Origin of the sequence: Mesorhizobium sp. BR1-1-2 (assembly GCF_020165435.1) — a bacterium.
Lineage (GTDB): Bacteria > Pseudomonadota > Alphaproteobacteria > Rhizobiales > Rhizobiaceae > Mesorhizobium.
The window spans coordinates 48,877-74,397 of sequence record NZ_JAIUID010000009.1; the positions used below are offsets into that span (position 1 = coordinate 48,877).

Consider the following 25,521-nt stretch of genomic DNA (forward strand, 5'->3'; position numbering starts at 1 on the left):
CGTGGAAAAAACGTGGCCTTATGCGGAATAGCGCTGGAAAACCAGCGTTGCGTTGGTGCCACCAAAGCCGAAGGAATTGGACAAAACGGTGTCGATCCTGGCGTTGTCGATGCGCTTTCGCACCACCGGCATGCCCTCGAATTCGGGGTCGAGAGTCTCGATATGGGCGCTTTCGCCGATGAAGCCGCCTTGCATCATCAGGATCGAATAGATGGATTCCTGCACGCCGGCCGCGCCCAGCGAATGGCCCGTCAGCGATTTGGTCGAGGTGATGAAGGGCATCTTCTCGCCGAACACCTCGCGGATCGCGCCCATTTCGCGGGAATCCCCCACCGGCGTCGAGGTGCCGTGGGTGTTGATGTAGTCGACCGGGGTGGTGACGGTCGCCAGCGCCTGCCGCATGCAGCGGACGGCGCCTTCGCCCGAGGGCGCAACCATGTCGAAGCCGTCCGAGGTGGCGCCGTAGCCGACGATCTCTGCATAGATTTTGGCGCCACGCGCCTTGGCATGCTCCAGTTCCTCGAGCACCAGCACGCCGGCGCCGCCGGCGATGACGAAGCCGTCGCGATCGACGTCATACGCGCGGGACGCGGCCGATGCCCTGTCATTGTACTTCGACGACATGGCGCCCATGGCGTCGAACAGGTCCGACATCGTCCAGTCGAGATCTTCGTGGCCGCCGGCGAACACCATGTCCTGCTTGCCCCACTGGATCAGTTCGTAGCCATTGCCGATGCAATGCGCCGAGGTCGAGCAGGCAGACGAGATCGAATAGTTGACGCCGTGGATCTTGAACCAGGTGGCCAGCGTCGCCGACGCGGTCGACGACATCGCCTTCGGCACGGCGAACGGGCCGATGCGCTTGGGGCTGCCGTTCTTGAGCGTGGTTTCGGCCGCCTCGACGATGGTGCGGGTGGAAGGCCCACCCGAGCCCATGACGATGCCGGTGCGCTCATTGGTGATGTCGCTCTCGCCAAGCCCGGCATCGGCGATCGCCTGGTCCATGGCGACATGGTTCCAGGCCGCTCCCTGGCTCAGGAAGCGCATTGCGCGGCGATCGATCATGGCGCTGGGATCGAGCGTCGGCGCGCCCCAGACCTGGCAGCGGAAGCCGTGCTCGGCGAAGGAGTCGGAGAAGCTGATGCCGGATTTGGCGTCATGCAGCGAGGCTTGCACCTCGTTGGCATTGTTGCCGATCGACGACACGATGCCGAGGCCTGTGACTACGACACGTCTCATTCGCAACTCCTTCCAGGAATGCTGGCCACGAAGTCGGCCAGGGCGACGGTCAAGCGACCGCCGACTGCTTGGACAGACCGACTTTCAGGTCCGTTGCCGCGTATATGGGTTCGCCGTCCGCCTTTAGCCAACCATCGGCGATGCCCAGCACCAGCCGGCCACGCATCACACGTTTGAATTCCACGCCATACTCGACCTTTTTAACCGAGGGCGTGACCATTCCCTTGAACTTGACCTCGCCGGTCGACAGCGCCATGCCTTTGCCGGGTTCGCCCAGCCAGCCGAGATAGAAACCCGTCAGCTGCCACAGGGCATCGAGGCCCAGGCATCCAGGCATGATGGGATTGCCGATGAAATGGCAGGCAAAGAACCACAGGTCCGGCTTGATGTCGAATTCGGCACGGATGAAACCCTTGTCGAAAGCCCCGCCTGTTTCGCTGATCTCGGTGATGCGGTCAAACATCAGCATCGGCGGGTAGGGCAACTGGGCATTGCCCGGTCCGAACAGCTCGCCGCGGGCGCAGGCCAGCAATTCTTCGTAGTCGTAGCTGGATTTCGAACCCGCCATCAATCTCGTTCCCATATGTCCCGGGCGCTGGCGCGCCCTTGTCGTTGGTGTCCTAACACAATCTGTTTCAGGCCGGAAACCGGCGTTTGCGCTTAACCCGCCAGTCTTGCCGGGTCAATGCGCGCTATTGATCGCATTCGGACGACAGAATATATGTCGGAAGGGGTCCGGTTTCGGCAGACATCCATTTTTTTGCCATTCTGGACGTGTCTTGAGGCGGAACTGTGAGCTTGGACGACCAGATGGACCGGGGCTGCCGGAAGGAAAATGTCGCTGTGGACAAGCGGGTTCGTGAAGCCGGCCTGAGGCCGACACGGCAGCGCATTGCGCTTGCCGACCTGCTTTTCGCCAAGGGCGACCGCCATCTGTCGGCCGAGGAACTGCACGAGGAGGCCGTCGCCGCCGGCGTGCCGGTGTCGTTGGCCACCGTCTACAACGCCCTTCACCAGTTCACCCAGGCGGGACTGCTGCGCATTCTCGCTGTCGAGGGCGCCAAAACCTATTTCGACACCAACACCTCCGATCATCACCATTTCTATATCGAAGGCGAAAACCGGATTTTCGACATCGCCAATGGTCCGGTCACCGTCACCAACCTGCCGGAACCACCCGAGGGGATGGAGATCGCCAATGTCGACATCGTGGTGAGGTTGCGCCCCAAACGCGCCGAATGACCGGGGCTGGGCACGTATGAACGGCCAGGCACGTATGAACGGCCAGGCACGTATGAACGGCCAGGCATGAAACCCCTCGATCTCGCCATCCGGCTGGAATGGGCCGCTGTCGCGGTGTCCGCTATCGTCTTTTATGCACGCGCCGGTGCGTCCTGGTGGTTGTTCGCCTTGTTGATCCTGGCGCCTGATCTGTCCATGTTCGGCTATCTCGCCGGGCCGCGCGTCGGCGCCGCCTGCTACAATGCCTTCCACATCTTGGTCCCACCGGTGCTTTTGGTGCTTGCCGGCAGCCTGTTCGGCAATGCAGCCGCTATAGCGGTTGCATTGATCTGGATCGCCCACATCGCTATCGATCGCGCGCTGGGCTACGGCTTGAAGCTGTCGAGCAGCTTTCAGGATACCCATCTCGGTCGCATCGGCCGCTAAACGGTCCGGCCTGCGGTTCAAACGAATCGGCGCAAGGCCAACGATCAGTCCTTGACCCGTTCGCCGGGATAGGCGCCCCAGACGACGGATTGGGCGAGCCAGCCGGTATGGCCATCGAGCGTCATTTCGCACCATTGGCCGTCGCAGGATTTGATCGTGCCCATGACGCCCGGCTCGACGATAGCCACCACGCTGGCGTCCTTTTCGGGGCTCCTGAGGAGATTGATCTGCGCGCCCTTGCCGCGCTGCCACGGCGCCACGATCGCCGTGCGCCGGCCCGAAAGCAGCGACTGGTTGATCCAACCTTCCGAACCGTCGGCGTCGCGCACGCGGCGCCATGTGTCGAATTCCTGGATGATCTCCATCGGCAGGCCTGCCTTCAGATACATCCAGTCGACCGAGTAGTTGGCGCCCGGCCCGACACGCGAATTGACGCGGCCGGATTTCAGGCTGACGAATCGTGGCAGCGGCAGGCCGCTCGGCCCGAGCGTGACGACGCTCTGGGCGGGAGCCGCTGCACCTTGCGCGCACAGTTGGGGTGAATAGAGCAGAGCGCCGAGAAATGCTGCGCTGAGGGTCAGGCGAAGCGACGCGAAACCAGACACTTTCGTTCCTTTCGGCGCTGGCCTGCCGGCCCCGGCGCCCCTTTTTCTTTGTCTTCGGCGGCACCGCTTGGTACATGGGTAAATCGGCTACCGCGACCGGCTTCCAGTTTCGCCGGTCTTGGTTAAAGAGGTCTCAACGAGGGAAACAATGGCAGGCAAAAAGAAGCCTCTCGTGGTCATTACGCGAAAACTGCCCGACCCTGTCGAGACCCGCATGCGCGAACTGTTCGACGCAAGGCTGAATGTCGAGGACAGGCCGATGACGCAGCCGGAACTGGTCGCGGCGGTCAAGGAGGCGGACGTGCTGGTGCCGACGGTGACCGACCGCATCGACGCGGCATTGATCGCCCAGGCCGGCGAAAACCTCAAGCTGATCGCCAATTTCGGCAATGGCGTCGACAAGATCGACGTGGCGGCCGCGGCCAAGAAAGGCATCACCGTCACCAACACGCCCAACGTGCTGACCGAGGATACGGCCGACATGACGATGGCGCTGATGCTGGCGGTGCCGCGCCGGCTGGCAGAGGGCGCCAATGTACTCACCGGCGACAAGAAATGGGCCGGCTGGTCGCCGACATGGATGCTTGGCCGGCGCATCTGGGGCAAACGGCTCGGCATTGTCGGCATGGGGCGTATCGGCACCGCCGTTGCCAGGCGTGCCAAGGCCTTCGGCCTCTCCATCCACTATCATAACCGCCATCGCGTTTTGCAGGCGGTCGAGGACGGGCTGGAGGCGACCTATTGGGAAAGCCTCGATCAGATGCTGGCCCGCATGGACATCATCTCGGTCAACTGCCCGTCGACGCCGGCGACGTTCCATTTGCTTTCGGCGCGGCGGCTGGCGCTGCTTCAGCCCACCGCCTATATCGTCAACACCGCGCGCGGCGACATCATCGACGAGGAGGCGCTGGTCAAGCTGATCCAGGATGGCAGGATCGCCGGCGCCGGCCTCGACGTCTACGAGCACGAGCCCGCATTGAACGGAAAACTGCTCAAGCTCGCGACCAAGGGCAAGGTCGTGCTTTTGCCGCATATGGGATCGGCGACGCTCGAGGGCCGCATCGACATGGGCGAGAAGGTGATCATCAACATCCGCGCCTTCGTCGACGGCCACCGCCCGCCGGATCGCGTGCTGCCGCTCAGGACCTGAGCGGCTTCGCAATATAATGTAAGTGAAAACTTACAAAACAGTCTTGCGCATGGTGACCGAAGTCGGTCGCGCATAACCTTCATGCGCCGTTCTCACGGTCTCGCGAAAACCGAGCCGGGCAAAGGCTGCCTGGTTCCCAGCCAGCTCGATTCGCGTCTGCAGCTCGATTGCGGCTTTGCCGCGGCTGCGGGCAAAATCCTGGACGGCTTGCATCAACAACCTGCCGATGCCCTGGCCCTGACAGTCCGGCGTGACGGCGAGCTTGCCGACATAGATGTGGTCGGTTCGTTCCAGGGCGAAGATGCAGCCGACGATCCTGTTGCCGCCGAGCGCCAGCAGGCCGGTCTCGCGGCGGGCTTTGTCGCGCAAAGTTTCCGCAGTGAGCAGGTGCGCCGAGGACGGCGGGTCGATGATGCCATTCATGAAGGCGAAAGCGCGCAGGATCAGGGCGAGCACTTCGTTCCAGCGGTCGAAATCGGCCGGAATCCGGGTGATGGTGATATCGGCAGCGCGCTTCAACGTCAGTTTCGTCTCTTGTAGCGGATGGTCTCGAAACGCGCGGCCAGCGCGTCATAGAGCAGCAGCCGCCCGATCAATGGCTCGCCGATGCCGGTGATCAGCTTGATGGCTTCCATCGCCTGCAACGTACCGATGACCCCGGTCAGCACGCCAAGCACCCCGGCCTCGGCGCAGGACGGCACCAGACCCGGCGGCGGTGCCTCCGGGAAGAGGTCGCGATAGCCGGGGTTGGAAGTGCCGTCCCTATCGGTTTGGAATGGCATCAGCACGGTCACGGAGCCATCGAAACGGCCCACGGCAGCGTGCACCAGCGGCTTTCCCTCCGCCGCGCAGGCATCGGCCACGACATAGCGCGTCTCGAAATTGTCGGACCCATCGACGACCACGTCGTAACGGGCGACGAGGGCTTGGGCATTGTCCGCGGCCAGGCGCAATGTGTGGATTTCGACAGCGATGTTGGGATTGATGCGGGCGATTGCCGCCTTGGCGCTGTGGGTTTTCAGCATGCCGACAGTGTCGGTGCCGTGAATCACCTGTCGCTGCAGGTTGGAGAGCGAAACCGTGTCGTCGTCAATCACGCCGAGCGTTCCGACGCCGGCTGCGGCAAGATATTCAAGCACCGGTGCGCCCAATCCGCCGGCGCCGATGACCAGCACCCGCGCCCGCTTCAGGCGCTGCTGGCCGGCGCCGCCAATTTCGGGGAGCACGATGTGGCGGGCGTAGCGCTCGAGTTCTTCGTCGGTGAGGGCGGCGGCGGTCATGGCGCGACCATATAGCGAGAGAGTAACCTTGTCAGGTGTTCACACAGCGGTCGGCGCGACCGTGCCGTGATCGACGGTCAGGAACTGCGCCCGGCCGGCCAGGCTGGAAAAAAGCGCCGCATCGGTTCCCGTCATGAAAGTCTGGCAGTTCAGCTCCTCCAGGATCGAGAACAGCGCCGCACGCCGACCGCTATCGAGATGTGCCGCGATCTCGTCGAGCAGCAGGATTGGCGTCAAGCCGGACATCTCGCCGGTCAACCTGGCATGCGACAGGACGATGCCGACAAGCAAGGCCTTCTGTTCGCCGGTCGAACACAGCTCTGCCGGCATCGCCTTGGGCCGGTGCCGGACCACGAGGTCGGAGCGGTGCGGGCCATCCAGCGTGCGCCCGGCGGCACGGTCGCGGTCGCGGCCCCCGGCGAGCGTGCGGCGGAACCGCTCCTCGACGTCGACAGCCGGCGTGGTGGCGATCTCGGCCTCCAGATCGCCCGAAAGGCCGATATCGGCCTGTGGAAACGGGCCGCTGTCGGGCAGCCGGTCGATCATGGCGGCGAGCAGGCGCACCATTTCGGCGCGCGCCGCGGCGATCGCCACGCCTGTCTCGGCCATCTGCGTCTCGATCGCCTCGAACCAGCTCAAATCCCGCGAACCTTCCGTCAGCAACCGGTTGCGGCCGCGCATCGCCTTTTCATAGTCGAGGGCGCGCTGTCCGTGGCCGGGATCGATCGCCAGCACAAGCCGGTCGAGGAAGCGCCGGCGGTCCGCGGCCGGTCCGGTGAACAGGGTATCCATTGCCGGCGTCAGCCACACGACGCGCAGCCATTCCAGCATATCCTCGGTCGATCGCGCCGTGGCGCCATTGATGCGCACCCGCCTGCCGCCCTCGCCAAGACTGTCGGCACCCGAAATGCCCGTCCCGATCTCGACTTGGCCGTCAGGTCCGTCGAGCCGCGCGTGCAGCGCAAAGCCGCCGTCGCCGCCCTCGCGCGCGACGTCCGCGTAAGGCGCGCGGCGCAGGCCGCGGCCCGGCGTCAACAGGGAAATCGCTTCCAGCAGATTGGTTTTGCCGGCGCCATTGTCACCGGAAAACACCACCGCGCCCGGCTCAAGCTCGAGCGACAGCGCCGCATAGTTGCGGAAGTTTGTAAGTGTAAGCTTACTTATATGGGTTTGCGCCGGCAACCGCTGCTGCTCTACACCCGCATCGGCATCAGCACATAAAGCGCGGTTTCATCGGCCATGTCGTGGATCAGCGTCGGCGAACCGGCGTCGGCCAACATGAATCGGGCCTCTGAACCGGTCAATTGTGCGGCGACGTCGAGCAGGTACTTGGCGTTGAAGCCGATCTCGATCGGGTCGGCTGAATAGTCGGCGGCCAGCTCCTCGGTGGCGCTGCCCGAATCCGGATTGTTGACCGCAAGCGTCACCTGGCCCTCACTGATCGAAAGCTTCACCGCGCGGCCGCGTTCGGAGGAGATGGTCGAGACGCGGTCGACGGCGGCCGCGAAGCTCTGGCGGTCGATGATCAGCTTCTTGTCGTTGCCGGTGGGAATGACCCGCTGATAATCGGGGAAGGTGCCGTCGATCAGCTTGGAAGTCAGGATGACGCTGCCGATGGTGAAGCGGATCTTGGTGTCCGACAGTTCGGTGGTGACCGCCATGTCGGGATCATCGACCAGCTTCTGCAATTCGCTTACGGTCTTGCGCGGGATGATGATGCCCGGCATGCCTTCGGAACCCGCCGGCGCGTCGATCTCGGCGCGCGCCAGGCGATGGCCGTCGGTCGCCACCGAGCGCAGCTTCAGCTTGCCGCCGACCTCATGTGTGTGAAGATAGATGCCGTTGAGATAATAGCGCGTTTCCTCCGTGGAGATGGCGAACTGGGTCTTCTCGATCAACCCCTTGAGCGCGACCGAGTCGAGCCGGAAGATATGCGAGAAGGATCCGGCCGAAAGCTCGGGGAAGTCCGATTGCGGCAGGCATTGCAGGCGGAAGCTCGAGCGGCCGGAGGTCACCGTCATGGCGTTGCCGTCCTCGTCCGTCTTCAGCATCACCTCGGCACCGTCGGAAAGCTTGCGCACGATGTCGTAGAGCAGATGCGCCGGAACGGTCGTCGCGCCACCCCGCTCGACCTTGGCGGGCGTCGCTTCCGTCACTTCCAGGTCGAGGTCGGTGGCCTTCATTTCCAGGCTGGCGCCTTCGGCGCTGAGCAGCACGTTGGACAGGATCGGTATGGTGTTGCGCCGTTCGACCACGCGGTGGACGTGGTTGAGCGACTTCAGGAGATTTGACCGTTCCAGGATAACACGCATGACGAACCAGGCTCGCTTGAATGAATGAGCGGGTCTCCGGCTGGCGGCGTCCCGCGAAAGGTCTGAACAGGCTTCAGAATCTGCGTAAACTGACAGGAAAAAACCAGCAAACGCAAGCCCGCGCGACCGGTTCGGGCCGGCTACGCGGGCTTTCTGGGGATAAAGGCGGCGAAGCACGCCGCCAGGCGTTTTCGAACGGCTCAGGCCTGGTCGTTGATCAACCGTCTCAACAGTTCCAGTTCCTGCGCCAGCGTGTTGTCGCCGCCGGAAAGATCCTCGATCTTGCGCACTGCGTGCAGCACCGTTGTGTGATCGCGGCCGCCGAAGCGCCGCCCGATCTCGGGCAGCGAGCGCGGTGTCATCACTTTGGACAGATACATGGCGACCTGCCTCGGCTTGACGATGGTGCGCGTGCGCCTGTTGGACAGCAACTCGGTCTTCGACACATTGTAGTGCCGCGCGACAATGCGCTGAATATCCTCGATGCGGACCCGCTTCGGCTCGCCGGTGCGGTAGATATGGCCGAGGATCTCGTCGATGCGATCGATGGTGATCTGCGGCTCGAATGACTGGCGGAACAGCAGTTGATTGAAGGCGCCTTCCAGTTCGCGGCCGCTGCCGGTCACCGTGCGGGCGACGTGATTGAGGATCTCGTCGGAGATGTCGAGGGAAGCGTCGTCGTGCCTGGCAGTGGCGAGGCGCAGCTTGAGCATGCCCAGGCGCATGGCGAAATCGGGGGCCGACATTTCGAGCGCGACGCCGCCATTGAGGCGGGAGCGGACTCGCGGTTCGAGTGATTCCAGCTCCGACGGGGGCCGGTCCGCGGCGACGACGACCTGCTTGGCGCTGTCGAGCAGCATGTTGATCAGGTGGCAGAATTCGTGCTGGATCGACTTGCCCTGCAGGAATTGCATGTCGTCGATGATGAGCAGGTCGATATCGCGCAGCTGTTCCTTGAGCGTCAAGGCATTGTTGTCGCGGATCGCGGTGGCGAAGCGCCACATGAAATACTCCGCCGTCAGGTAGACGACGCGCGATTTCGGGTTCTGCTTCAGCGATTCCGCGGCGATAGCCTGCAACAAATGGGTCTTGCCGAGGCCGACCGTCGCATGAAGGAAGAGCGGGTTGAAGCGCACCGCGCTCGACTGCGATTCCGCCACGGCCTTGGCCGCAGCGAAGGCCACCCGGTTCGAGGGCCCTTCGATGAAGGAGGCGAACGTGTAGCGCGGATCGAGCGGCGATCCCAGCACATTGTGGCGGAACTCGCTCTCGGTTGGCCCGCCCGGGCGCGGCGCCGGAGCCCGCTCCAGCCTGCCAGGGCTTACGGTGCCGGCGGCCAGAGCCGTCTGCGTCTGGCGCGTCATCTTGCGCGCCGGCGTCAATTCCGGTTCGGCATGGCTGCGCCCCTGGCGGGTGGCCGTGCGCACGATGATCTCGATCTTGAGGATCTCGGGATCCTCGTGTTTCCACAGTTCGCAGATAAGGTCGAGATAATGGCCGTTGATCCACGAGCGCAGGAATGCTGTGGGCACCGAAATGCGAACGATGCCCTTTGAAGCCTCCGCGACCTTCATGCGCCCGAACCAGCTCGAATAGACCTCGGTACCCAAGCGCGCCTTCAACTGGGCCTTGACCCGGTCGAATTTCTGTTCCGCGTCGCTGGAAGCCGCCATCTCGTCAGCTCCGATCAGATTTCCTGAAAATGGGATTTCATTCATAAGCTCCCTTTCGACGCCGCTCTGCATGATCGAATTCCTTGTCTCTGTACCTGTTTTTCCGCCGGGGATGCGCCTCCTGCATCCGTGTTCCAGCGACTGCGCTTTGCTACGACGCCCGCTGCCGCCGCCGGCAGATGAACGTCGCCCATTATCCAGGGAACCGGTGCCGGCCCATGGAAGCCAGTCCGTGTTGGGTATGTCAGGGCAATGCAACACCGTCCGGCGAAAATCGCCGGCGCTGTCGACCTGCCATGTTTAGTTACGCCAGTCCCCTACCGTATCGAAAAAGAGCAAACCAAACCTGCCCGCGGACTTGATCCGCGTCACAAACCCCGCCAATTTAAGCTGGCCCATTCAGGCTGGGTTAGGGCCACCCGGCCCATCCCTTTCGATGGACCGACATTACCGAAATCGCTGTGGATAGAGCAAGGCCACGTCTAACGGATTTTTAAGGAATCTGGTTAGGTCCGGCGCCCCGAAGTGCCATGCGGCAGCACTATAGTTTGACAAAGCCATTGTGATTCAAACCCTTTTCCGGCGAATATGAAAAAGCCGGGCTGGCGCGAAATTTTGTGAAATAAATCGCTTGACAGCCAGTTGTTCTCCTGGCGCTCCGCCGCGTTGTGGACAACGTGTGGATGACTATCTGTAACCAATTGGGAAATATTGATTATTTCTGCGGAGGGGGAATTTTTCAGCCGACACTTTTCAAGTATCTGGACCATCAGCCGGAACGCATATGCCGGCAAAGCATTTCGGACCGCGGACTCCGCTTTCGACGCCGTTTCCGAGTATTCTTTTTAAGTGCTTGCCGGCAAACGAAAAAACCCGGCACTATCGGCCGGGTTCTCAGAAGATCAGTCCGGAAAGGGACGTCAGGCCGACAGCACCTTGAGGCGCTGAGCCAGCCGCGAAACCTTGCGGGCCGCGGTGTTCTTGTGGATCACGCCCTTTGTCGCAGCGCGCATCAATTCCGGCTCGGCGGCCTTGAACGCTGCCTGCGCGGCGGCCTTGTCGCCGGAGGCGAGCGCCTCCTCGACCTGGCGCACATAAGTGCGGACGCGCGAGCGGCGGTTTTTGTTGATCGCCGCGCGGCGGACGATCTTGCGCGTTGCCTTTTTGGCCGAGGATGTATTGGCCATGATGCCTCTCTTCTGATCTGGTCGGCGCATGCGGCATGCCGCAGGGCACAAAAAACAAACGGGCAGCCACAGGGCCGCCTCGGTTGGTGCGGCTTATAGTTCAGCTTTCCCGGCGCGTCAACGCTGGCTTGCGTTCTTTTTGGCTGTCGTCGCGCCGGAGCATTTTTTCAGTGACGCCGAAGCACTTGGCGCCCCGGAGGTGCGCTGTCAGCGATTGGTGAAATTCGGCTTGCGCTTCTCGGCGAAGGCCGCCATGCCTTCCTTCTGGTCGTCGAGCGCAAACAGCGAATGGAACAGCCGGCGCTCGAACCGCAACCCCTCGGCGAGCGTCGTTTCATAGGCTCGGTTGATGGCTTCCTTTGCCATCATCACCGACGGCAGCGAAAAATCGGCGATCTTGGCCGCTGCCTTGACGGCCTCCTCGACAAGCTCGCCGGCAGGCACGACGCGCGAGACCAGGCCGGAACGCTCGGCCTCCGCGGCATCCATCATCCGCCCGGTCAGGCACATGTCCATCGCCTTCGACTTGCCGACGAACCGGGTCAGGCGTTGTGAGCCGCCCATGCCGGGAATGACGCCGAGCGTGATTTCGGGCTGGCCGAATTTTGCCGTGTCGGCGGCGATGATGAAGTCGCACATCATCGCCAGTTCGCAGCCGCCGCCCAACGCATAGCCGGCCACCGCCGCGATGATCGGCTTGCGCGCCCGGGTCAACTCTTCCCAGCCGACGAAAAAGTCCTTGATGTAGGCATCGACGTAGGAAATCGACTGCATTTCCTTGATGTCGGCGCCTGCGGCGAAGGCCTTCTCGGAACCGGTGACGACCATCGCGCCGATGTCGTCATCTGCCCCCAACACGTTTACCGCGGCCACCAATTCCGCCATGACCTGGGAATTCAGCGCATTGAGCGCCTTCGGCCGGTTCAAGGTGATCAGCCCGACCTTGCCCCTGATTTCAACGACGATCGTTTCATAGGCCATGGCTTCGGCTCCCCTTCCAGGCAATTGAGATCGATCTAGCTCACCGCTGACAGGTCCGGCAATAGAAGGTCGAGCGGCCGCTCTGCGTGATGCGCTCGATATGGCCGCCGCAGCCAGGCCTGGAACAGGGTTCGCCCTCCCGGTCATACACCGCGAAGGAGTGCTGGAAATAGCCCAGCGAACCGTCGGTCTGCATGTAGTCGCGCAGCGACGATCCGCCGGCCGCAATGGCATCTGCGATGACCGAGCGGACCGCCACGGCAAGCCCCCGGCTTTGCTCACTGGCTTTCTTGCCGGCTTTGGCGATCGTGCCGGCCTCGCGCAGCGGCGACAGCCCGGCACGCCATAGCGCCTCCGAGACATAGATGTTGCCGAGCCCGGCTATCAGTCTCTGGTCGAGAAGAGCGGCCTTCAGCGGCGATTTCCGGCCCTTCAGCAGCGAGGCCAGCAGCACTCCGTCAAGCGCGTTGCCGGTGGGTTCGACGCCGAGCCCTGCCAGCATCGGATGGGTGTCCGGCGGCCCTTCGCAAAACAGCATGAAGCCGAAGCGACGCGGATCGTTGAAAACCACGCGCGAGCGGGTGCCATCCCGGGAGGCGACGTCGAAGATGACATGGTCGTGCGTCGAACTCTTCGACCGCTCGTGATGGAACACGCCGGGCATTTCGGCGGCGTCGGCCGTCTCGATGCGAAACGAGCCTGACATGCCGAGATGGCAGATCAGGGCGGGACCGCTTTCGAGATCCATCGTCAGATATTTGGCCCGGCGTCCGAGAGCCGTGATCGTCTTGCCGGTCAGCCGCTCGGCGAATTTTTCGGGGAATGGAAAACGCAGGTCCGGCCGGCGTGCCTCGGCGCGGATGATGCGGGCGCCTTCCAGAACCGGCTCCAGCCCGCGCCGGACCGTCTCGACCTCGGGCAATTCAGGCATGACCGCCCATATCCGGGTAAAAGGAAGTGCCGTAGCGGCCGCGCGCCAACCCGAGATGTTCGGCCACGGTTTCACCAATGTCGCAGAACGTCGTTCTCAGCCCGATGTCGCCGCCCGTCAGACCCGGTCCGATGCCGATCACCGGAATGCGTTCGCGTGTGTGGTCGGTTCCGCGCCAGGTCGGGTCGTTGCCGTGGTCGGCCGTCAGGATCAGCAGATCGCCCTGTCGCAATCTTGCGAATGCTTCCGGCAGTCGCCGGTCGAAGGCCTCGAGCGCGGCGGCATAACCTGCAACATCGCGGCGATGGCCGAACTCGGTGTCGAAATCGACGAAATTGGCGAAGACGAGATCGCCGTCGCGGGCCGCATCCATTGCATCAAGCGCCTGGTCGAACATGGCCATGTTGCCCGCAGCCTTGCGCACTTCCGAAACCCCCCGATGGGCAAAGATGTCGCCGATCTTGCCGACGGCGATGACGCGGCTGCCACGCCCCGTCAGCCGGTCGAGCAATGTCGGCTCGGGCGGCGGCACGGCGTAGTCGTGGCGGTTGTAGGTCCGCTCGAAACTGGCTGCCGTCTCGCCGAGGAACGGTCGCGCGATCACCCTTCCGATCCTCAACGGATCAACCAGGCGGCGCACCACCTTGCAGAATTCGTAGAGCCGCTCCAGGCCGAAATGGATCTCATGCGCGGCGACTTGCAGGACCGAATCCACCGAGGTGTAGCAGATCGGCTTGCCCGTGCGGATGTGCTCCTCGCCGAACCGTTCGATGATCTCGGTGCCCGGCGCATGGCAGTTGCCGAGAATACCCGGCACCTTGCCCTCGCGGATGATCGCCTCGGTCAGTTCGGCGGGAAAGGCCGGGATCGTATTGGGAAAGTAGCCCCAGTCGAAACGAACAGGCAGGCCTGCTATCTCCCAATGGCCCGATGGCGTGTCCTTGCCGCTCGAAACCTCCTGAGCGGCGCCGTGGAAGGCATTGGCGACGAGATCCGCCCCGAAAGCGGCAAAGCCCAGCCCCGTCGCGGTCTCGGAAGCCTTGCCAAGTCCGAGCGACGCCATGTTGGGGACAAACAACGGCCCCTGGCGAAGTCCTTCACGATCGGCGCGGCCTTCCGCACAGGCCTCGGTGATATGGGCGAAGGTGTTGGCACCGGCATCGCCGTAGCGTTCGGCGTCGGCGGCGCCGCCTATGCCGAAGGAATCCAGGACGAAGAGGAAAGCACGCGCCATCGGGTCATTGTTGCCGGTTTGAGCATCCAGACATAGGGTTCCACGGCGGCATTGGCAATTCGGAAACCAAACGGCAACCGCTCGGCGCGATAGTCTGGAACCAAGTCATTGACGGATCGCAGGACCGGGTCTCCCATGAAAGCTGCCCTGAAGGCATGCGCCGCTCTCATCATCGCGCAGGGAGCGGTCTGGTCCGGCCCGGCGCGCGCCGACTGGCGCGAGGATATCGGCACGTTTCGCATCGGCATCGTTGCCGAACCCGGAGCAGGCAATACGGTTCCAGGCCTGGCGCGGTTGACCGAGGCCTTTACCAACGCTCTGGGCATGAAGGTGAAGTTCGTCGTTGCCCGTGACTACGCCGCGCTGATCGATGCGCAAGCCAACGCCCACATCGAATATGCCATCTATTCGGCGGCCGCCTACGCAACGGCGTCACAGCGCTGCGAATGCATCGAACCGCTCGTGGCACCGGTCGATTCCGATGGCGCCGTCGGCATCCGCGCCGTGCTGTTGACGAAGGATGGCAAGGTGCCCAGCCTAACGGCGATGGAAACCCACCGGATCGCCATGCCGCCGGCGGACAGCATTGGTTCTCTTTTGCCATTGGCCGGACTGGCCGCCGAGCACGTCAAGATCGCAGAGGACGCATCGTTTCTGGTCTATGCCGATTCCGCCTCGGCCGCGGAAGGAATGCTGGTCGATGGCCAGGCAGATGCCTTGTTCGGCTGGGCGACGGCGGCGGCCGACGGCGAGCCAAGACTATCGGGCACGCAGGCAAGGCTCGAAGCTGCCGGGCTTTCGGCGACCGCTCTTCAAGTCGTATGGACGTCGGGTTTGCTGAGATATGGTCCCCATGCGGTGCGTAGCGATCTCGACCCGGAAGCCAAGCGTCGGTTGGCCGTCTTTCTCACCAATCTCAAATCGACGACGCCCGATATCTACGATCTGCTCGAATCGAAGCATTCCGGCGGTTTCGCCACCGTGGTTTCCAAGGATTACGAGATGGCGCACGCCATCGTGCGTCTGGTGTCGGACGGTGGCGTGCGGCGATAGAGCTCGTCAGCAGTCGCCGCAGGGGATCGTCAGGCTTCGGCGCGGACGCAGATAATAGGTCTCGCCCATCGATATATTGTTGAAGATCGTCGTCAATCCGGCCTTCTGTGAACTGTCCGGGGACCAAGTGATTATCGGCTTGTAACCAAGTTTGCTTTCGACACGGATGAGAAAGGTGCCGGCGACCTTGAGCGTGGATGGCACGGTCGTGGGTGTGTCCTTGGCGGCGTCAGCGCCGTAGACGCCATTGACCACCTTGCGTGACCACACCACGTTCACCTCAGGCGGCGTATCGGTTGTAACCTGTATTGCCGTGATCGTGATGTCCGGCGTCGAGCGATTGTAGGGCTGCAAGGTGGAGGTGCCGATCTTCATAATGGCATCCAGGTCCGCCGCGACAATGGTCGGCTGCTGCGTGACCAGATCGGCCACCATGCTGCCGATGCGGCTGACCTTCTTGCTGGTCTCGATGGCCTGCGAAGCCTCCATGGTGATGAAATACATGATCAGCAGGATGGGGACGATGAGGGCGAACTCGACCGCCGCGATGCCGCGGCGATCGCGTATGAAACCGACCAACTTCCCCCAACATCCTGCCATTCCTGGATGTGCCCCCGCACGCATCATGCCCGTTGCCCTTTTTCCTGGGTTTTGCTTCCGCCGCGAACTCAGTTGTCGAATGGCTCGTTCTGCCAGGTCACCGATGCAAAATGCAGTGTCTTGTTGCCGCCCATCGACTGAGACAGAAGATCGGTCATGACGGGCCATTTGTAGAAGACACGCAGCATGTTCTTCGATTCCGCCAGGCCTGGCGTGGTCGCGAAGGGCTGCGAGTTGGTGCCCTGCATCAAAATGATGTTGCCGTTGTCGATCTTGAAGGTGGCCGTGGCCGCGTCGGCGAACGTGGTATATTCGCGAAGGTCCACGTCCAGTTGATTGGGGCAATCCTGCGAGACGATGATCTCCAGCCTGTCACAGATCATGGTCTTCAACTTGTCCCCGGCGACGTCGGCCGGCCTCAACTGCCCGGTGCGCAATTTGCGCGCGATGTCGTCGGTGATGTTGGCCATCACTTCCTGGCCGGCAAATGAGATGCAGCTTTCCAGGATGGCGAAGACAAGAACCGCGAACGGCAATGCGAGCAGCGCGAATTCAAGTGCCGTACTGCCGCGGCGGTCGCCGGCGAAGCGCGCAAAAAACCGTGCCCGTCTTGCCGTGCGATCACCTGTCGAGACGAATTCGTTGCTCATGCCCTGATCCTGCCCAACACCAGACGGTCTCGGCAGGTGTATTAGTGCAAACCAATTGAAGTCCGGTTTGAATGATCGTTAAAGTCGCCGCGGGCGTCTTAACCACCCGCTAACCTGGACCGCGTGCCTACCGGCTGACGCTCATCTCGGCTTCCGAGGATTTTTCGGCTTCGCTCTTGTAGGAGCTTTCGCAATAGGGCGTGCAGGACATGGTCTGAACTTCAGCGCGCCGGTAGATGCGCACCGACGAGGCCGCCTGCCGCACGACAGTGACCTGTTCATCGACGATCGGGCTGCCATCCTGGTCGAGGACGACGAGGTTGGTGACGCCGAAGCCCTTGCCAGTCAGCACGATCGTCGAGGCGTCCTGCACGGAAGCGTCGGCGATTGCCGGGTTGCCGACCACGATCGTGTCGGCAGGGCGCGACAGTTTGACGATCTTGGCCTGGTTCATGGTGACCTCGATGCCGGTGCCGGCCCTGGCGGGCATGACAAAGCTCACGGCGGCAAGAAGCACGGCAATCAGGATCGACGATCTCGGCTCGGCCATTGAGGCGCTCCAGGCGGGCGGACTGTTCAACGGAACATGAACGAGATTGGTGAACCAACGGTTAAGCAGGCCCGGCCGCCATTTGCCGCGATCGTCAGGTGCGCCGGCCACACCCGGTTCCTGTCGCGGATTGTGGTCGCGGAGCTATTTCTTTTGCGGCTGCTTGACTGGGAATTGCGCCTCGGCCGGCGCTTAGCCCATAGTTAACCACGCAATATGTTCCAACCGGGAAAGGAATCGGTAAGGCTGTTTATTAAGTCCATCGAAAGAGCTTCTCCCTAGATTGGCAGCATCCGATCAACCATCACAGAAGTTGACGGAAGTGCTGTAACACGTGGAGTAGGAGCTCTCGAATGTCTAATCTCATTGCACGTTTCGTAAAGGACGAATCCGGCGCGACCGCTATCGAATATGGTCTGATCGCCGCCCTTATCGCGCTCGCCATCATCGTCGGCGCTGGCGCGCTCGGCAATGCAATCAACGCCAAGTTCAGTGCCATCGGCACCACCTTGAACACCACCGGCGGCTGATCTGCCTTATTGCTGACTTTCAGCTTGAGTTCAGAACAAGGGCCGCCACATGGCGGCCCTTGTTCTGTCTCGCTGCCCGTATCAATCGCCTTTTTGTTCCGGGCCTCATCAATCATTAATCGAACATGCCTAGATTGAGTGCCGCTTGATCCGACAATAGGCATAGCGCCGATGCTTGAAGCCCTGATCTTCGTCGTCTTCCCGTTCTGCATGCTGTTCGCCGCTATCTCCGACATGCTGTCGATGACGATAGCCAATCGCGTGCCGGTGCTGCTCGTCGTCGTCTTCGCACTGGTTGCGCCGCTGACCGGCATGGAATGGGCGGCCTATGGCTGGCATTTCGCCGCCGGCGCGCTGGTTCTTGCCGTAACGTTCGGCCTCTTTGCAATGGGCGGCATGGGCGGCGGTGATGCCAAGCTGCTGGCCGCGACCGCCGTGTGGATGGGACTCAACATTCAACTCGTCGAGTATCTCGTGGTCTCGACCTTTATAGGCGGCTTGCTGACGCTCGCCATTCTCGTCTACCGGAAGTCGCCGCTTGCGGTTTTTACCGGCCGCAATCCGTTCCTGCGACACTTCGCGGATGAGACAACCGGGGTTCCCTATGGCATCGCGCTCGGTTTGGGCGGATTGCTGACCTACCCGGATTCGCCCCTGATGGTCTGGGCGCTGGCCAGGCTGGCGGCCTGAACTTACCGATCATTCCTTGGCTGTGTTGCGGGCTGGCTCTGCGGAGCGGGCTGGCTGTTTGTCCCTGACGGCGCAATACAGCTAATTTATGTAAACCTTAAATTAATCACGATCGTAAGCATTACATTAACCTTGTTTTGACGATTGCCGCTGCAAAGTCCGGCCTGGCTAGGTGGTTTGCCAAGGCGAGGGTTCGGACAGATGCCAGCATCCCGATTGATTATTCTGAGCGTGGCGGTCGCCGCGGCGGGTGGTGCTGGCTATGTCGCGAAGAACATGGTCGCCGCGCCGCCACCGCAGATCGTCGAGTCCGGTCCAGCGGCTCCCGCCGTGGCATTGCAGGACGTGCTTGTCCTGTCGGGCGATGTCACCATGGGCAGCCAACTCGAGAACAACATTGCCTGGCAATCCTGGCCGGCTGACGGCATCAACGCCAATTTCATCACCAAGGCCACTGCCCCCGATGCCCTGGAGAAACTGAAGGGGTCCATAGCCCGTGTTCCGATGTACGCGGGCGAGCCGGTGCGGCGTTCCAAGCTGATCGGCGAAGGGCAAAGCTTCATGTCGTCGATCCTGCCTTCCGGTATGCGGGCGGTCGCCACGACGATATCGGCCGACACCTCTGCCGGCGGTTTCATCCTTCCGAATGATTTCGTCGATGTTATCATGACCCGCCGGGCCGATGCCAACAGCGGCGGCTCCGGCTTCAACACCGAAACCATCCTCAAGAACATCCGCGTCCTGGCGATCGACCAGACCATCCAGGAGGACGAGGAAGGCAAGAAGACCAGGGTGGGCCAGACCGCCACGCTGGAACTGACGCCCAAGCAGGCGGAGATCATCACCGTCGCCCAGCAGATGGCGGATCGCCTGACGCTCGCGCTGCGGTCGATCACGGACACCCAGGAAAAGAATGTGGACGAGGCCGACTATCTCGTTTCCGGCAATGGCCGCAAGGGAACGGTGAGGCTGATCAAGTCGGGCGAAGTTTCCGAAGTGGGGGCAAGAAAATGAGGCTAAGCGGTAAACTGCCGGCGGTCGTGGCAGCGGCTTTCGCCCTGCTGCTCGTCGGAACTAACGTGCAGAGCGTGGTCGAGGCCAAGAATGCCCAGGTTTCGGCTTCGGCGGCCACCCAGCGCGTCAAGCTCGGCCTCAACAAGTCGGTGGTCATCGACCTGCCGAGTGATGCCTACGACATTCTTGTCGCCAATCCGACCGTCGCTGATGCGGTGACCCGCACCGCGAGGCGCATCTACCTGTTCGGCAAGGCGGTTGGCGAGACCAACATCTTTGTCTTCGGGCCGAATGGCGAACAGATCGTCAGCCTCGATCTGGCCGTCGAACGCGACGTCGCAGGCCTGGAGGATTATATCAAGCGCTTCATCCCGACATCGGCCATCAAGGTCGAACTGCTGAACGACAACGTCGTCCTGACAGGAACCGTCGACACGCCGCTGGACGCCAAACGCGCCGTCGACCTGGCGACGATCTTCGTCTCGGGCGGTGAAGCGACGACGGGACAATATTCGCAGACCGCGGCCGGCGGCTCGGCCCAGAGTGGTGTCGACATCAACAATCCGGACCAGGAACGCCGCGTCTCCAAGATCGTCAATCTTTTGCAGATCATCGGCGACGACCAGGTCACGCTCAAGGTGACGGTCGCCGAAGTCAGCCGCTCCGTGATGAAGCAGCTTGGCGTCAATATGGTGGGCAGCGGCGGTAGCAACGGTATCAGCTACGACGCGATGAGCACCCCGGCATACGGGCTTGGGAAACCGCTGTCGCAATTCTCGGGAGCTTCGATCGGCACCTCGGCGCTTCAGGCGTATCTAAACGCAATGGAGCAAGGCGGCGTCATGAAGACGCTGGCGGAGCCGACCCTCACCGCCGTCTCGGGTGAGAAGGCAACATTCAAGGTCGGTGGCGAGTTCAATCTCATCACCAGCCGTACGAACAATGTTTCAGATGACAACAAGACAGGGCAGGTCACATACACCAACGATAAACTCGAATACGGCATCGGCCTGGAGTTCCAGCCGGTTGTGCTGTCGGCCGGTCGGATCAGCCTCAAGGTCCGGACGTCCGTGTCGGAGCCTACTGCCGAAGGCGCCACCACGCTGGAAGCGGCAGGCAGGTTGCCCGGAACCACGCTGTTGTCCATCCGCAAGAGACTTGCCGACACCACCGTCGAATTGCCGTCAGGTGGTTCGATGATGATCGCCGGCCTCGTCCGCGATGACGTCAGGCAGGCGGTCGCCGGCCTGCCCGGGCTGACAAAGATCCCGGTGCTCGGCACACTGTTCCGAAGCAGAGACTTCGTGCGCAACGAGACCGAACTGGTCATCATCATCACCCCCTATCTGGTGAAACCGGTGGCACGAAACGACCTTGCCAAACCTGACGACAATTTCAACGCCGCCAGCGATGGCGCCGGTATGTTCCTGGGCCGAGTCAATCGTGTCTACGGCACAATGCAGACGGACAAGCCCAGCGGCCGTTATCACGGCGTCGTCGGCTTCATCTACAAGTGAACGGGGAAGCGGACATGTCTCAGTCAGCATTGCAGGCAAGGACCATCGTCATGACCACGCGCTTCGGCCGTTCGCGAATTCTCCGGCGCGCCATTCCTGCCCTGGCGGTGGCGATGGCAGCATTGCTGGCCGGCTGCGCCCAGCGCGACAGTGTCACCGTCGGCGCCATTCCAGACGACTACCGCACCAACCATCCGATCGTGATCGCCGAGAAGAACCTAAAGATAGACCTACCTGTCGGCGCGGGTGACCGCGGCATGACCGGCTCGCAGCGCGACACGCTCCTGGGTTTCCTCGACGGCTATGACAAGAGTGCTGCCCCGACGCTGACGATCCAGGTTCCGAGCGGCTCGGCCAACGAGATCGCCGCCGCCGCCGCCGCGCGCGATTTCGCACGGCTCGCGGTTGCCGCGGGCGTCAAGCGCAGCCGGATCGTGGTCGTCTCGTATCAGGCTGCCTCGAGCGAGACATCCGCCCCGATCCGGGTCGCCTATATCGCGGTGAAGGCCCAGACCGACAAATGCGGACGATGGCCAGATGACCTGCTGGAGACGTCTGAGAACAAACACTATGCCGATTTCGGCTGCTCCTATCAAAACAATCTCGCAGCCCAGATGGCCAATCCGGCCGACCTGATCGGGCCGCGCAAGCAGACCACCATCGACGCGGAAAATCGTGGCGCGGTGATCGATGTCTACCGCAGCAGGGGTATTTCGGACGAGTTCCTCGGCAATTCTGAAGTGACGTACTGAGCCGCGTCCTAAGGAAAAGAGAAGTCACGGAAAGATGACCATGAGCAACCTTGCCTATGACGCCCCCATGGACGGCGGTGAGACCTCGCCGCAAGACATTGCCGCGATGCAGGCGCTGCGGCCGGTTCCGCGCATCTCTATCCAGGCATTCTGCGAGACCGAGGGTGTCGCCAATCCGGTCGAGCGCGCCGGCGAGGACCGCCGCATGACCAAGGCCCATCTCAAGGTCCATATGGGCGGCCTCCCTACCGCCATCGAATTCTACCAGTCGGCGCCAACGCCGAACCTGATCCTGCTGGAGTCGCGCAGCGAACCCAAGCAGTTGCTGGAACAGCTCGCGCAGCTCTCGGAATATTGCGACCCGTCTTCCAAAGTGGTGGTGATCGGCCACTACAACGATGTCGGCCTCTATCGCGAGCTCATCCGCTCCGGCATCTCCGAATATGTCATCGCGCCGGTGTCGATGGCCGACATCGTCAGCGTCATATCGTCGATCTTTGTCGATCCGGAAGCCGAGCCGCTCGGCCGCTCGATCGCCTTCGTCGGCGCCAAGGGTGGCGTCGGCTCTTCCACCATCGCCCACAACGTGGCTTGGGCGATGTCCTCCCTGTTCAAATCCGAGGTGGTCGTCGCGGACCTCGACCTCGCTTTCGGCACGGCCAACATCAATTTCGACCAGGATCCCGCGCAAGGCATCGCCGAAGCGGTATTTTCGCCCGAGCGCATCGATGAAGTCTATCTCGACCGGCTGCTGACCCAGTGCGCCGAACACCTTTCGCTGCTCGCCGCGCCCTCGACGCTCGAACGCGTCTATGATTTCGATCCCGACGCCTTTACGCAGCTTGTCGACACCGCGCAGCGCACCGTGCCGCTCCTGGTGCTCGACGTTCCCCACGTCTGGACGGGTTGGACCAAGAACACACTGATCAAGGCCGATGAGATCGTCATCACGGCGACGCCGGAACTGGCCAATTTGCGCAACACCAAGAATTTGGTCGACATGCTCAAACGGCTTCGTCCCAACGACTCGCCGCCCAAACTCATCATCAATCAGGCCGGCGTGCCCAAACGGCCGGAGATTTCCCCGTCCGATTTCGCTGAGCCGCTCGGCCTGGCCGCGATGGCGATTATCGGCTTTGACCCGCTGCTATTCGGCAATGCCGCCAACAACGGACGTATGCTTGGTGAAATGGACGCCAAGAACCCGGTTGTAGCCACGATCAACGAAATTGCCCATGTGCTGACCGGCCGCAGCGAAATCCGGGTGAAGAAAAAAGCGGGTCTCGGAAATCTGCTCGGCAAGCTTTCGCGCAACAAGAAATGATGCTTCTTCAGTGGAATCGGTAGTCGATCATGTTTGGTAAGAGAGGCAGCGACGACGGCAACCGGTTCAAGCCGGAATTCCGCCAGCCGGCACCGGCGCCGATCGCGCCAGCCGTCGCGGATTCGGCCGATACGGCGGTTCTTGCGAGGCCGGCGGCCGCATCTGCGTCGAGCGCTCCTGTTGCACCGCCGGCCCGCCGCGCGGTCGAGGCGCCGCCGATAGCTCCGGAGCCGAAGCGGGCGGCGCGCGAAAAGAGCGAAACCTACTACGATACCAAGAGCCAGGTCTTCGCCGCCCTGATCGATACGATCGACCTGTCGCAGCTTGCCAAGCTCGATCCCGAAAGCGCGCGCGAGGAAATTCGCGACATCGTTAACGACATTATCGCGATCAAGAATTTCGCGATGTCGATAGCCGAACAGGAAGAACTGCTCGAGGATATCTGCAACGACGTGCTTGGCTATGGGCCGCTCGAGCCATTGCTCGCCCGCGACGACATCGCCGACATCATGGTCAACGGCTCCAAGAACGTCTACATCGAAGTCAACGGCAAGGTCGAACAGACCGGCATTCGTTTTCGTGACAACCAGCAGCTTCTCAACATCTGCCAGCGCATCGTCAGCCAGGTCGGCCGCCGCGTCGATGAATCCAGCCCGATCTGCGATGCGCGTCTTCCCGACGGCTCCCGCGTCAACGTCATCGCGCCGCCGCTCGCCATCGACGGCACCGCGCTCACCATCCGCAAATTCAAGAAGGACAAGCTGACGCTCGATCAGCTGGTGAAGTTCGGCGCCATCTCGCCGCAAGGAGCCGAGGTTCTCAAGATCATCGGCCGTGTTCGCTGCAACATCGTCATCTCCGGCGGCACCGGCTCGGGCAAGACGACACTGCTCAACTGCCTGACCAACTATATCGACCGCGAGGAACGCGTCATCACCTGCGAGGACTCGGCCGAACTGCAACTACAGCAGCCGCATGTTGTCCGTCTGGAAACCCGCCCGCCCAACCTTGAAGGCGAAGGCGAGGTGACGATGCGGGATCTGGTCAAGAACTGCCTGCGCATGCGGCCCGAGCGCATCATCGTCGGCGAAGTGCGCGGACCCGAGGTGTTCGACCTTCTGCAGGCGATGAACACCGGCCATGACGGCTCGATGGGAACGATCCACTCGAACAGTCCGCGCGAATGCCTGAATCGTATCGAATCCATGATCGCAATGGGTGGGTTTTCGCTGCCGCAGAAGACCGTGCGAGAAATCGTCGTCGGCTCCATCGACGTGATTATCCAGGCGGCACGCCTGCGCGACGGATCGCGCCGCATCACTCACATCACCGAGGTGATCGGAATGGAAGGCGACGTCATCATCACGCAGGACATCGTCCTCTACAACATCAAGGGCGAGGACGCGAATGGGCGGCTGCTGGGAGAGCATGTGTCGACCGGCATCGGTCGCCCCCATTTCTGGGACCGCGCTCGTTACTATGGCGAGGAGCAGCGCCTCGCAATAGCGCTTGAGGCGATGGAGAAACGCGCTGACTGACGCTGCTGCAGGCCTAAGGGTTCTGATCGATGTTTGGAATTGACGGCACCGTATTGGCGTTTGTCGTGCTCGCCGGCTTCAGCGCCGGCGCGGTCGCCTATGCATTCCTGTTCACCCGGATCAGCAACGAAAAGCAGGCCGGCAAGCGGCTGGAAACGATCAAGGCCGCGGAGACGGATCGCTCCGTCGTCAAGGCCTCGCGCGATCGCGTGGCGGAGGCGGCCAAAAGACGCAAGTCGGTCCAGGATTCGTTGAAGGAACTCGACGAGAAGCAGAAATCCAAGGACAGCGCGGTCAAGAAACCGCCGCTGAAAGCCCAACTGCGCCAAGCCGGCCTGAAGGTTTCCATCGAACGCTTCTACATCTATTCCGCCATTTGCGGTCTAGCCCTGACGATCATCGCCTTTGTGGTGGGGGTGCCGCTTTTTGTTTTGCCTGGCGTGCTGCTGGCCGGTGCGCTCGGCCTGCCGCGCTGGTTCGTCTCATTTCGCCGCGCGCGGCGGGTCAAGGCATTCCTCAACGAATTTCCCAACGCGCTCGACATAATCGTGCGCGCGGTCAAATCCGGCCTGCCGCTGAACGATGCGGTGCGCCTGATCGCCAACGAATCCCCCGAGCCCGTCAAGGCCGAGTTTCGCCGCATAGTCGATTCGCAGCAGATGGGCCTGTCGATCCCGGATGCCACCTTGCGCATGCCCGAAACCATGCCATGCACCGAGGCCAGCTTTTTCGGCATCGTCATTCAGATCCAGTCGCAGGCCGGCGGCAATCTCTCCGAGGCGCTGGGCAATCTTTCGCGCGTGCTTCGCGACCGCAAGAAGATGAAGGCCAAGGTCCAGGCGCTGTCGATGGAAGCCAAGGCGTCCGCCGCCATCATCGGCGCGCTGCCTTTCATCGTCGCGTTTCTCGTCTATCTCTCCAGCCCCAACTACCTGATGCCGCTGTTCACCACGAGCATCGGTAACCTGATCCTGGGGGTTTCGGCGGTCTGGATGTCGATTGGCATCTTCGTGATGCGCAAGATGATGAACTTTGAAGTCTAG

Annotated in this window: 27 protein-coding genes; 12 read left to right on the top strand and 15 right to left on the bottom strand. The window is 62.1% G+C overall.

The genetic code is table 11. The features are described 5' to 3' along the window. Positions 1 to 18: 18 nt before the first annotated feature. Together fabB and fabA are read right to left on the bottom strand one after the other, a co-directional pair. Entirely contained in the window at positions 19 to 1,239 is a 1,221-nt protein-coding gene (gene fabB / locus LB551_RS20440) for a beta-ketoacyl-ACP synthase I (RefSeq protein ID WP_140496770.1), read from the bottom strand. A gap of 49 nt (positions 1,240 to 1,288) precedes the next feature. Then, positions 1,289 to 1,807 carry a 3-hydroxyacyl-[acyl-carrier-protein] dehydratase FabA gene (fabA, locus tag LB551_RS20445; RefSeq protein WP_140496768.1) on the bottom strand — a complete coding sequence of 173 codons (519 nt, stop codon included), beginning with the start codon at positions 1,805 to 1,807 and terminating at the stop codon, positions 1,289 to 1,291. 242 nt (positions 1,808 to 2,049) lie between these two features. On the opposite strand from fabA, the gene irrA reads away from it, so the two are divergent. Both irrA and LB551_RS20455 read left to right on the top strand, forming a co-directional pair. Continuing rightward, positions 2,050 to 2,481 carry an iron response transcriptional regulator IrrA gene (irrA, locus tag LB551_RS20450; RefSeq protein ID WP_181165297.1) on the top strand — a complete coding sequence of 144 codons (432 nt, stop codon included), beginning with the start codon at positions 2,050 to 2,052 and terminating at the stop codon, positions 2,479 to 2,481. Positions 2,482 to 2,547: 66 nt separating this feature from the next. Then, complete coding sequence (locus LB551_RS20455; protein ID WP_224660277.1) at positions 2,548 to 2,907, top strand: DUF4260 domain-containing protein; 360 nt, start codon at positions 2,548 to 2,550, stop codon at positions 2,905 to 2,907. A 44-nt stretch (positions 2,908 to 2,951) separates the two neighbouring features. On the opposite strand, the gene LB551_RS20460 is transcribed toward LB551_RS20455, so the two are convergent. Then, positions 2,952 to 3,512, bottom strand: coding sequence for an SH3 domain-containing protein (locus LB551_RS20460; RefSeq protein WP_140496762.1), 561 nt, complete (start codon positions 3,510 to 3,512; stop codon positions 2,952 to 2,954). Positions 3,513 to 3,660: 148 nt separating this feature from the next. Between LB551_RS20460 and LB551_RS20465 the strand changes: the two genes are divergently transcribed. Further along, a complete protein-coding gene (locus LB551_RS20465) occupies positions 3,661 to 4,662 on the top strand; it encodes a 2-hydroxyacid dehydrogenase (protein ID WP_140496760.1) in 1,002 nt (333 codons plus the stop codon). A gap of 30 nt (positions 4,663 to 4,692) precedes the next feature. On the opposite strand, the gene LB551_RS20470 is transcribed toward LB551_RS20465, so the two are convergent. From LB551_RS20470 to LB551_RS20510, 9 genes are all read right to left on the bottom strand, one after another. After that, the gene (locus tag LB551_RS20470; protein WP_224660278.1) at positions 4,693 to 5,181 is read right to left on the bottom strand and encodes a GNAT family N-acetyltransferase; all 489 of its coding nucleotides are present in this window, start codon (positions 5,179 to 5,181) and stop codon (positions 4,693 to 4,695) included. Between the two features lie 2 nt (positions 5,182 to 5,183). Then, positions 5,184 to 5,942, bottom strand: a complete 759-nt coding sequence (locus LB551_RS20475) for a molybdopterin-synthase adenylyltransferase MoeB (RefSeq protein WP_224660279.1) — start codon at positions 5,940 to 5,942, stop codon at positions 5,184 to 5,186. Positions 5,943 to 5,981: 39 nt separating this feature from the next. After that, entirely contained in the window at positions 5,982 to 7,124 is a 1,143-nt protein-coding gene (gene recF / locus LB551_RS20480; RefSeq protein ID WP_224660280.1) for a DNA replication/repair protein RecF, read from the bottom strand. Positions 7,125 to 7,135: 11 nt separating this feature from the next. Beyond that, a complete protein-coding gene (gene dnaN, locus LB551_RS20485; protein WP_224660281.1) occupies positions 7,136 to 8,254 on the bottom strand; it encodes a DNA polymerase III subunit beta in 1,119 nt (372 codons plus the stop codon). Positions 8,255 to 8,454: 200 nt separating this feature from the next. Continuing rightward, complete coding sequence (gene dnaA, locus LB551_RS20490) at positions 8,455 to 9,999, bottom strand: chromosomal replication initiator protein DnaA (protein ID WP_224660282.1); 1,545 nt, start codon at positions 9,997 to 9,999, stop codon at positions 8,455 to 8,457. 848 nt (positions 10,000 to 10,847) lie between these two features. After that, positions 10,848 to 11,114 carry a 30S ribosomal protein S20 gene (rpsT, locus tag LB551_RS20495; RefSeq protein WP_140496747.1) on the bottom strand — a complete coding sequence of 89 codons (267 nt, stop codon included), beginning with the start codon at positions 11,112 to 11,114 and terminating at the stop codon, positions 10,848 to 10,850. A gap of 207 nt (positions 11,115 to 11,321) precedes the next feature. Further along, positions 11,322 to 12,095 (bottom strand): enoyl-CoA hydratase, encoded by a 774-nt coding sequence (locus LB551_RS20500; RefSeq protein WP_224660283.1) that lies wholly within the window; start codon positions 12,093 to 12,095, stop codon positions 11,322 to 11,324. A gap of 40 nt (positions 12,096 to 12,135) precedes the next feature. Beyond that, positions 12,136 to 13,026 (bottom strand): bifunctional DNA-formamidopyrimidine glycosylase/DNA-(apurinic or apyrimidinic site) lyase, encoded by an 891-nt coding sequence (mutM, locus tag LB551_RS20505; protein WP_140550073.1) that lies wholly within the window; start codon positions 13,024 to 13,026, stop codon positions 12,136 to 12,138. Continuing rightward, positions 13,019 to 14,260: a phosphopentomutase gene (locus LB551_RS20510; RefSeq protein WP_224660284.1), complete on the bottom strand. Its 1,242-nt coding sequence runs from the start codon at positions 14,258 to 14,260 to the stop codon at positions 13,019 to 13,021. Before LB551_RS20510 ends, mutM begins: the two co-directional genes overlap by 8 nt. Before the next feature lie 135 nt (positions 14,261 to 14,395). On the opposite strand from LB551_RS20510, the gene LB551_RS20515 reads away from it, so the two are divergent. Then, positions 14,396 to 15,313 (top strand): phosphate/phosphite/phosphonate ABC transporter substrate-binding protein, encoded by a 918-nt coding sequence (locus LB551_RS20515; protein WP_224660285.1) that lies wholly within the window; start codon positions 14,396 to 14,398, stop codon positions 15,311 to 15,313. A 6-nt stretch (positions 15,314 to 15,319) separates the two neighbouring features. Here LB551_RS20515 and LB551_RS20520 read toward each other — a convergent pair whose 3' ends face one another. The 3 genes from LB551_RS20520 to LB551_RS20530 form a co-directional block, all read right to left on the bottom strand. Then, positions 15,320 to 15,940, bottom strand: a complete 621-nt coding sequence (locus tag LB551_RS20520; protein ID WP_224660286.1) for a TadE/TadG family type IV pilus assembly protein — start codon at positions 15,938 to 15,940, stop codon at positions 15,320 to 15,322. 41 nt (positions 15,941 to 15,981) lie between these two features. Then, on the bottom strand, positions 15,982 to 16,563 hold the full coding sequence (locus LB551_RS20525; RefSeq protein ID WP_224660287.1) for a TadE/TadG family type IV pilus assembly protein: 582 nt from the start codon (positions 16,561 to 16,563) through the stop codon (positions 15,982 to 15,984). Positions 16,564 to 16,690: 127 nt separating this feature from the next. Next, complete coding sequence (locus LB551_RS20530) at positions 16,691 to 17,113, bottom strand: pilus assembly protein N-terminal domain-containing protein (protein WP_140550068.1); 423 nt, start codon at positions 17,111 to 17,113, stop codon at positions 16,691 to 16,693. Positions 17,114 to 17,466: 353 nt separating this feature from the next. On the opposite strand from LB551_RS20530, the gene LB551_RS20535 reads away from it, so the two are divergent. The 8 genes from LB551_RS20535 to LB551_RS20570 all read left to right on the top strand — a co-directional run bounded on the left by LB551_RS20535 (position 17,467) and on the right by LB551_RS20570 (position 25,521). Beyond that, positions 17,467 to 17,643, top strand: a complete 177-nt coding sequence (locus LB551_RS20535; RefSeq protein WP_224624963.1) for a Flp family type IVb pilin — start codon at positions 17,467 to 17,469, stop codon at positions 17,641 to 17,643. A 171-nt stretch (positions 17,644 to 17,814) separates the two neighbouring features. After that, positions 17,815 to 18,333 carry a prepilin peptidase gene (locus LB551_RS20540; protein ID WP_224660288.1) on the top strand — a complete coding sequence of 173 codons (519 nt, stop codon included), beginning with the start codon at positions 17,815 to 17,817 and terminating at the stop codon, positions 18,331 to 18,333. A gap of 201 nt (positions 18,334 to 18,534) precedes the next feature. Then, on the top strand, positions 18,535 to 19,347 hold the full coding sequence (gene cpaB / locus LB551_RS20545; protein ID WP_140550065.1) for a Flp pilus assembly protein CpaB: 813 nt from the start codon (positions 18,535 to 18,537) through the stop codon (positions 19,345 to 19,347). After that, a complete protein-coding gene (locus tag LB551_RS20550) occupies positions 19,344 to 20,864 on the top strand; it encodes a type II and III secretion system protein family protein (RefSeq protein WP_224624964.1) in 1,521 nt (506 codons plus the stop codon). Before cpaB ends, LB551_RS20550 begins: the two co-directional genes overlap by 4 nt. A 14-nt stretch (positions 20,865 to 20,878) precedes the next feature. Further along, positions 20,879 to 21,616, top strand: coding sequence for a CpaD family pilus assembly protein (locus LB551_RS20555; protein WP_224624965.1), 738 nt, complete (start codon positions 20,879 to 20,881; stop codon positions 21,614 to 21,616). Between the two features lie 40 nt (positions 21,617 to 21,656). Then, complete coding sequence (locus tag LB551_RS20560) at positions 21,657 to 22,940, top strand: CpaE family protein (RefSeq protein WP_411970954.1); 1,284 nt, start codon at positions 21,657 to 21,659, stop codon at positions 22,938 to 22,940. 29 nt (positions 22,941 to 22,969) lie between these two features. Then, positions 22,970 to 24,478 (top strand): CpaF family protein, encoded by a 1,509-nt coding sequence (locus tag LB551_RS20565; RefSeq protein ID WP_140550061.1) that lies wholly within the window; start codon positions 22,970 to 22,972, stop codon positions 24,476 to 24,478. A 29-nt stretch (positions 24,479 to 24,507) separates the two neighbouring features. After that, complete coding sequence (locus LB551_RS20570) at positions 24,508 to 25,521, top strand: type II secretion system F family protein (protein ID WP_224660290.1); 1,014 nt, start codon at positions 24,508 to 24,510, stop codon at positions 25,519 to 25,521.

Excerpts from the sequence above, each read along its gene's own strand:
- fabB (WP_140496770.1), bottom strand. The coding sequence starts at position 1,239 with ATGAGACGTGTCGTAGTCACAGGCCTCGGCATCGTGTCGTCGATCGGC.
- fabA (WP_140496768.1), bottom strand. The coding sequence starts at position 1,807 with ATGGCGGGTTCGAAATCCAGCTACGACTACGAAGAATTGCTGGCCTGC.
- irrA (WP_181165297.1), top strand. The coding sequence starts at position 2,050 with ATGGACCGGGGCTGCCGGAAGGAAAATGTCGCTGTGGACAAGCGGGTT.
- LB551_RS20455 (WP_224660277.1), top strand. The coding sequence starts at position 2,548 with ATGAAACCCCTCGATCTCGCCATCCGGCTGGAATGGGCCGCTGTCGCG.
- LB551_RS20465 (WP_140496760.1), top strand. The coding sequence starts at position 3,661 with ATGGCAGGCAAAAAGAAGCCTCTCGTGGTCATTACGCGAAAACTGCCC.
- LB551_RS20475 (WP_224660279.1), bottom strand. The coding sequence starts at position 5,942 with ATGACCGCCGCCGCCCTCACCGACGAAGAACTCGAGCGCTACGCCCGC.
- dnaN (WP_224660281.1), bottom strand. The coding sequence starts at position 8,254 with ATGCGTGTTATCCTGGAACGGTCAAATCTCCTGAAGTCGCTCAACCAC.
- dnaA (WP_224660282.1), bottom strand. The coding sequence starts at position 9,999 with ATGCAGAGCGGCGTCGAAAGGGAGCTTATGAATGAAATCCCATTTTCA.
- rpsT (WP_140496747.1), bottom strand. The coding sequence starts at position 11,114 with ATGGCCAATACATCCTCGGCCAAAAAGGCAACGCGCAAGATCGTCCGC.
- LB551_RS20500 (WP_224660283.1), bottom strand. The coding sequence starts at position 12,095 with ATGGCCTATGAAACGATCGTCGTTGAAATCAGGGGCAAGGTCGGGCTG.
- mutM (WP_140550073.1), bottom strand. The coding sequence starts at position 13,026 with ATGCCTGAATTGCCCGAGGTCGAGACGGTCCGGCGCGGGCTGGAGCCG.
- LB551_RS20510 (WP_224660284.1), bottom strand. The coding sequence starts at position 14,260 with ATGGCGCGTGCTTTCCTCTTCGTCCTGGATTCCTTCGGCATAGGCGGC.
- LB551_RS20515 (WP_224660285.1), top strand. The coding sequence starts at position 14,396 with ATGAAAGCTGCCCTGAAGGCATGCGCCGCTCTCATCATCGCGCAGGGA.
- LB551_RS20520 (WP_224660286.1), bottom strand. The coding sequence starts at position 15,940 with ATGATGCGTGCGGGGGCACATCCAGGAATGGCAGGATGTTGGGGGAAG.
- LB551_RS20525 (WP_224660287.1), bottom strand. The coding sequence starts at position 16,563 with ATGAGCAACGAATTCGTCTCGACAGGTGATCGCACGGCAAGACGGGCA.
- LB551_RS20530 (WP_140550068.1), bottom strand. The coding sequence starts at position 17,113 with ATGGCCGAGCCGAGATCGTCGATCCTGATTGCCGTGCTTCTTGCCGCC.
- LB551_RS20535 (WP_224624963.1), top strand. The coding sequence starts at position 17,467 with ATGTCTAATCTCATTGCACGTTTCGTAAAGGACGAATCCGGCGCGACC.
- LB551_RS20540 (WP_224660288.1), top strand. The coding sequence starts at position 17,815 with ATGCTTGAAGCCCTGATCTTCGTCGTCTTCCCGTTCTGCATGCTGTTC.
- cpaB (WP_140550065.1), top strand. The coding sequence starts at position 18,535 with ATGCCAGCATCCCGATTGATTATTCTGAGCGTGGCGGTCGCCGCGGCG.
- LB551_RS20550 (WP_224624964.1), top strand. The coding sequence starts at position 19,344 with ATGAGGCTAAGCGGTAAACTGCCGGCGGTCGTGGCAGCGGCTTTCGCC.
- LB551_RS20555 (WP_224624965.1), top strand. The coding sequence starts at position 20,879 with ATGTCTCAGTCAGCATTGCAGGCAAGGACCATCGTCATGACCACGCGC.
- LB551_RS20560 (WP_411970954.1), top strand. The coding sequence starts at position 21,657 with ATGAGCAACCTTGCCTATGACGCCCCCATGGACGGCGGTGAGACCTCG.
- LB551_RS20565 (WP_140550061.1), top strand. The coding sequence starts at position 22,970 with ATGTTTGGTAAGAGAGGCAGCGACGACGGCAACCGGTTCAAGCCGGAA.
- LB551_RS20570 (WP_224660290.1), top strand. The coding sequence starts at position 24,508 with ATGTTTGGAATTGACGGCACCGTATTGGCGTTTGTCGTGCTCGCCGGC.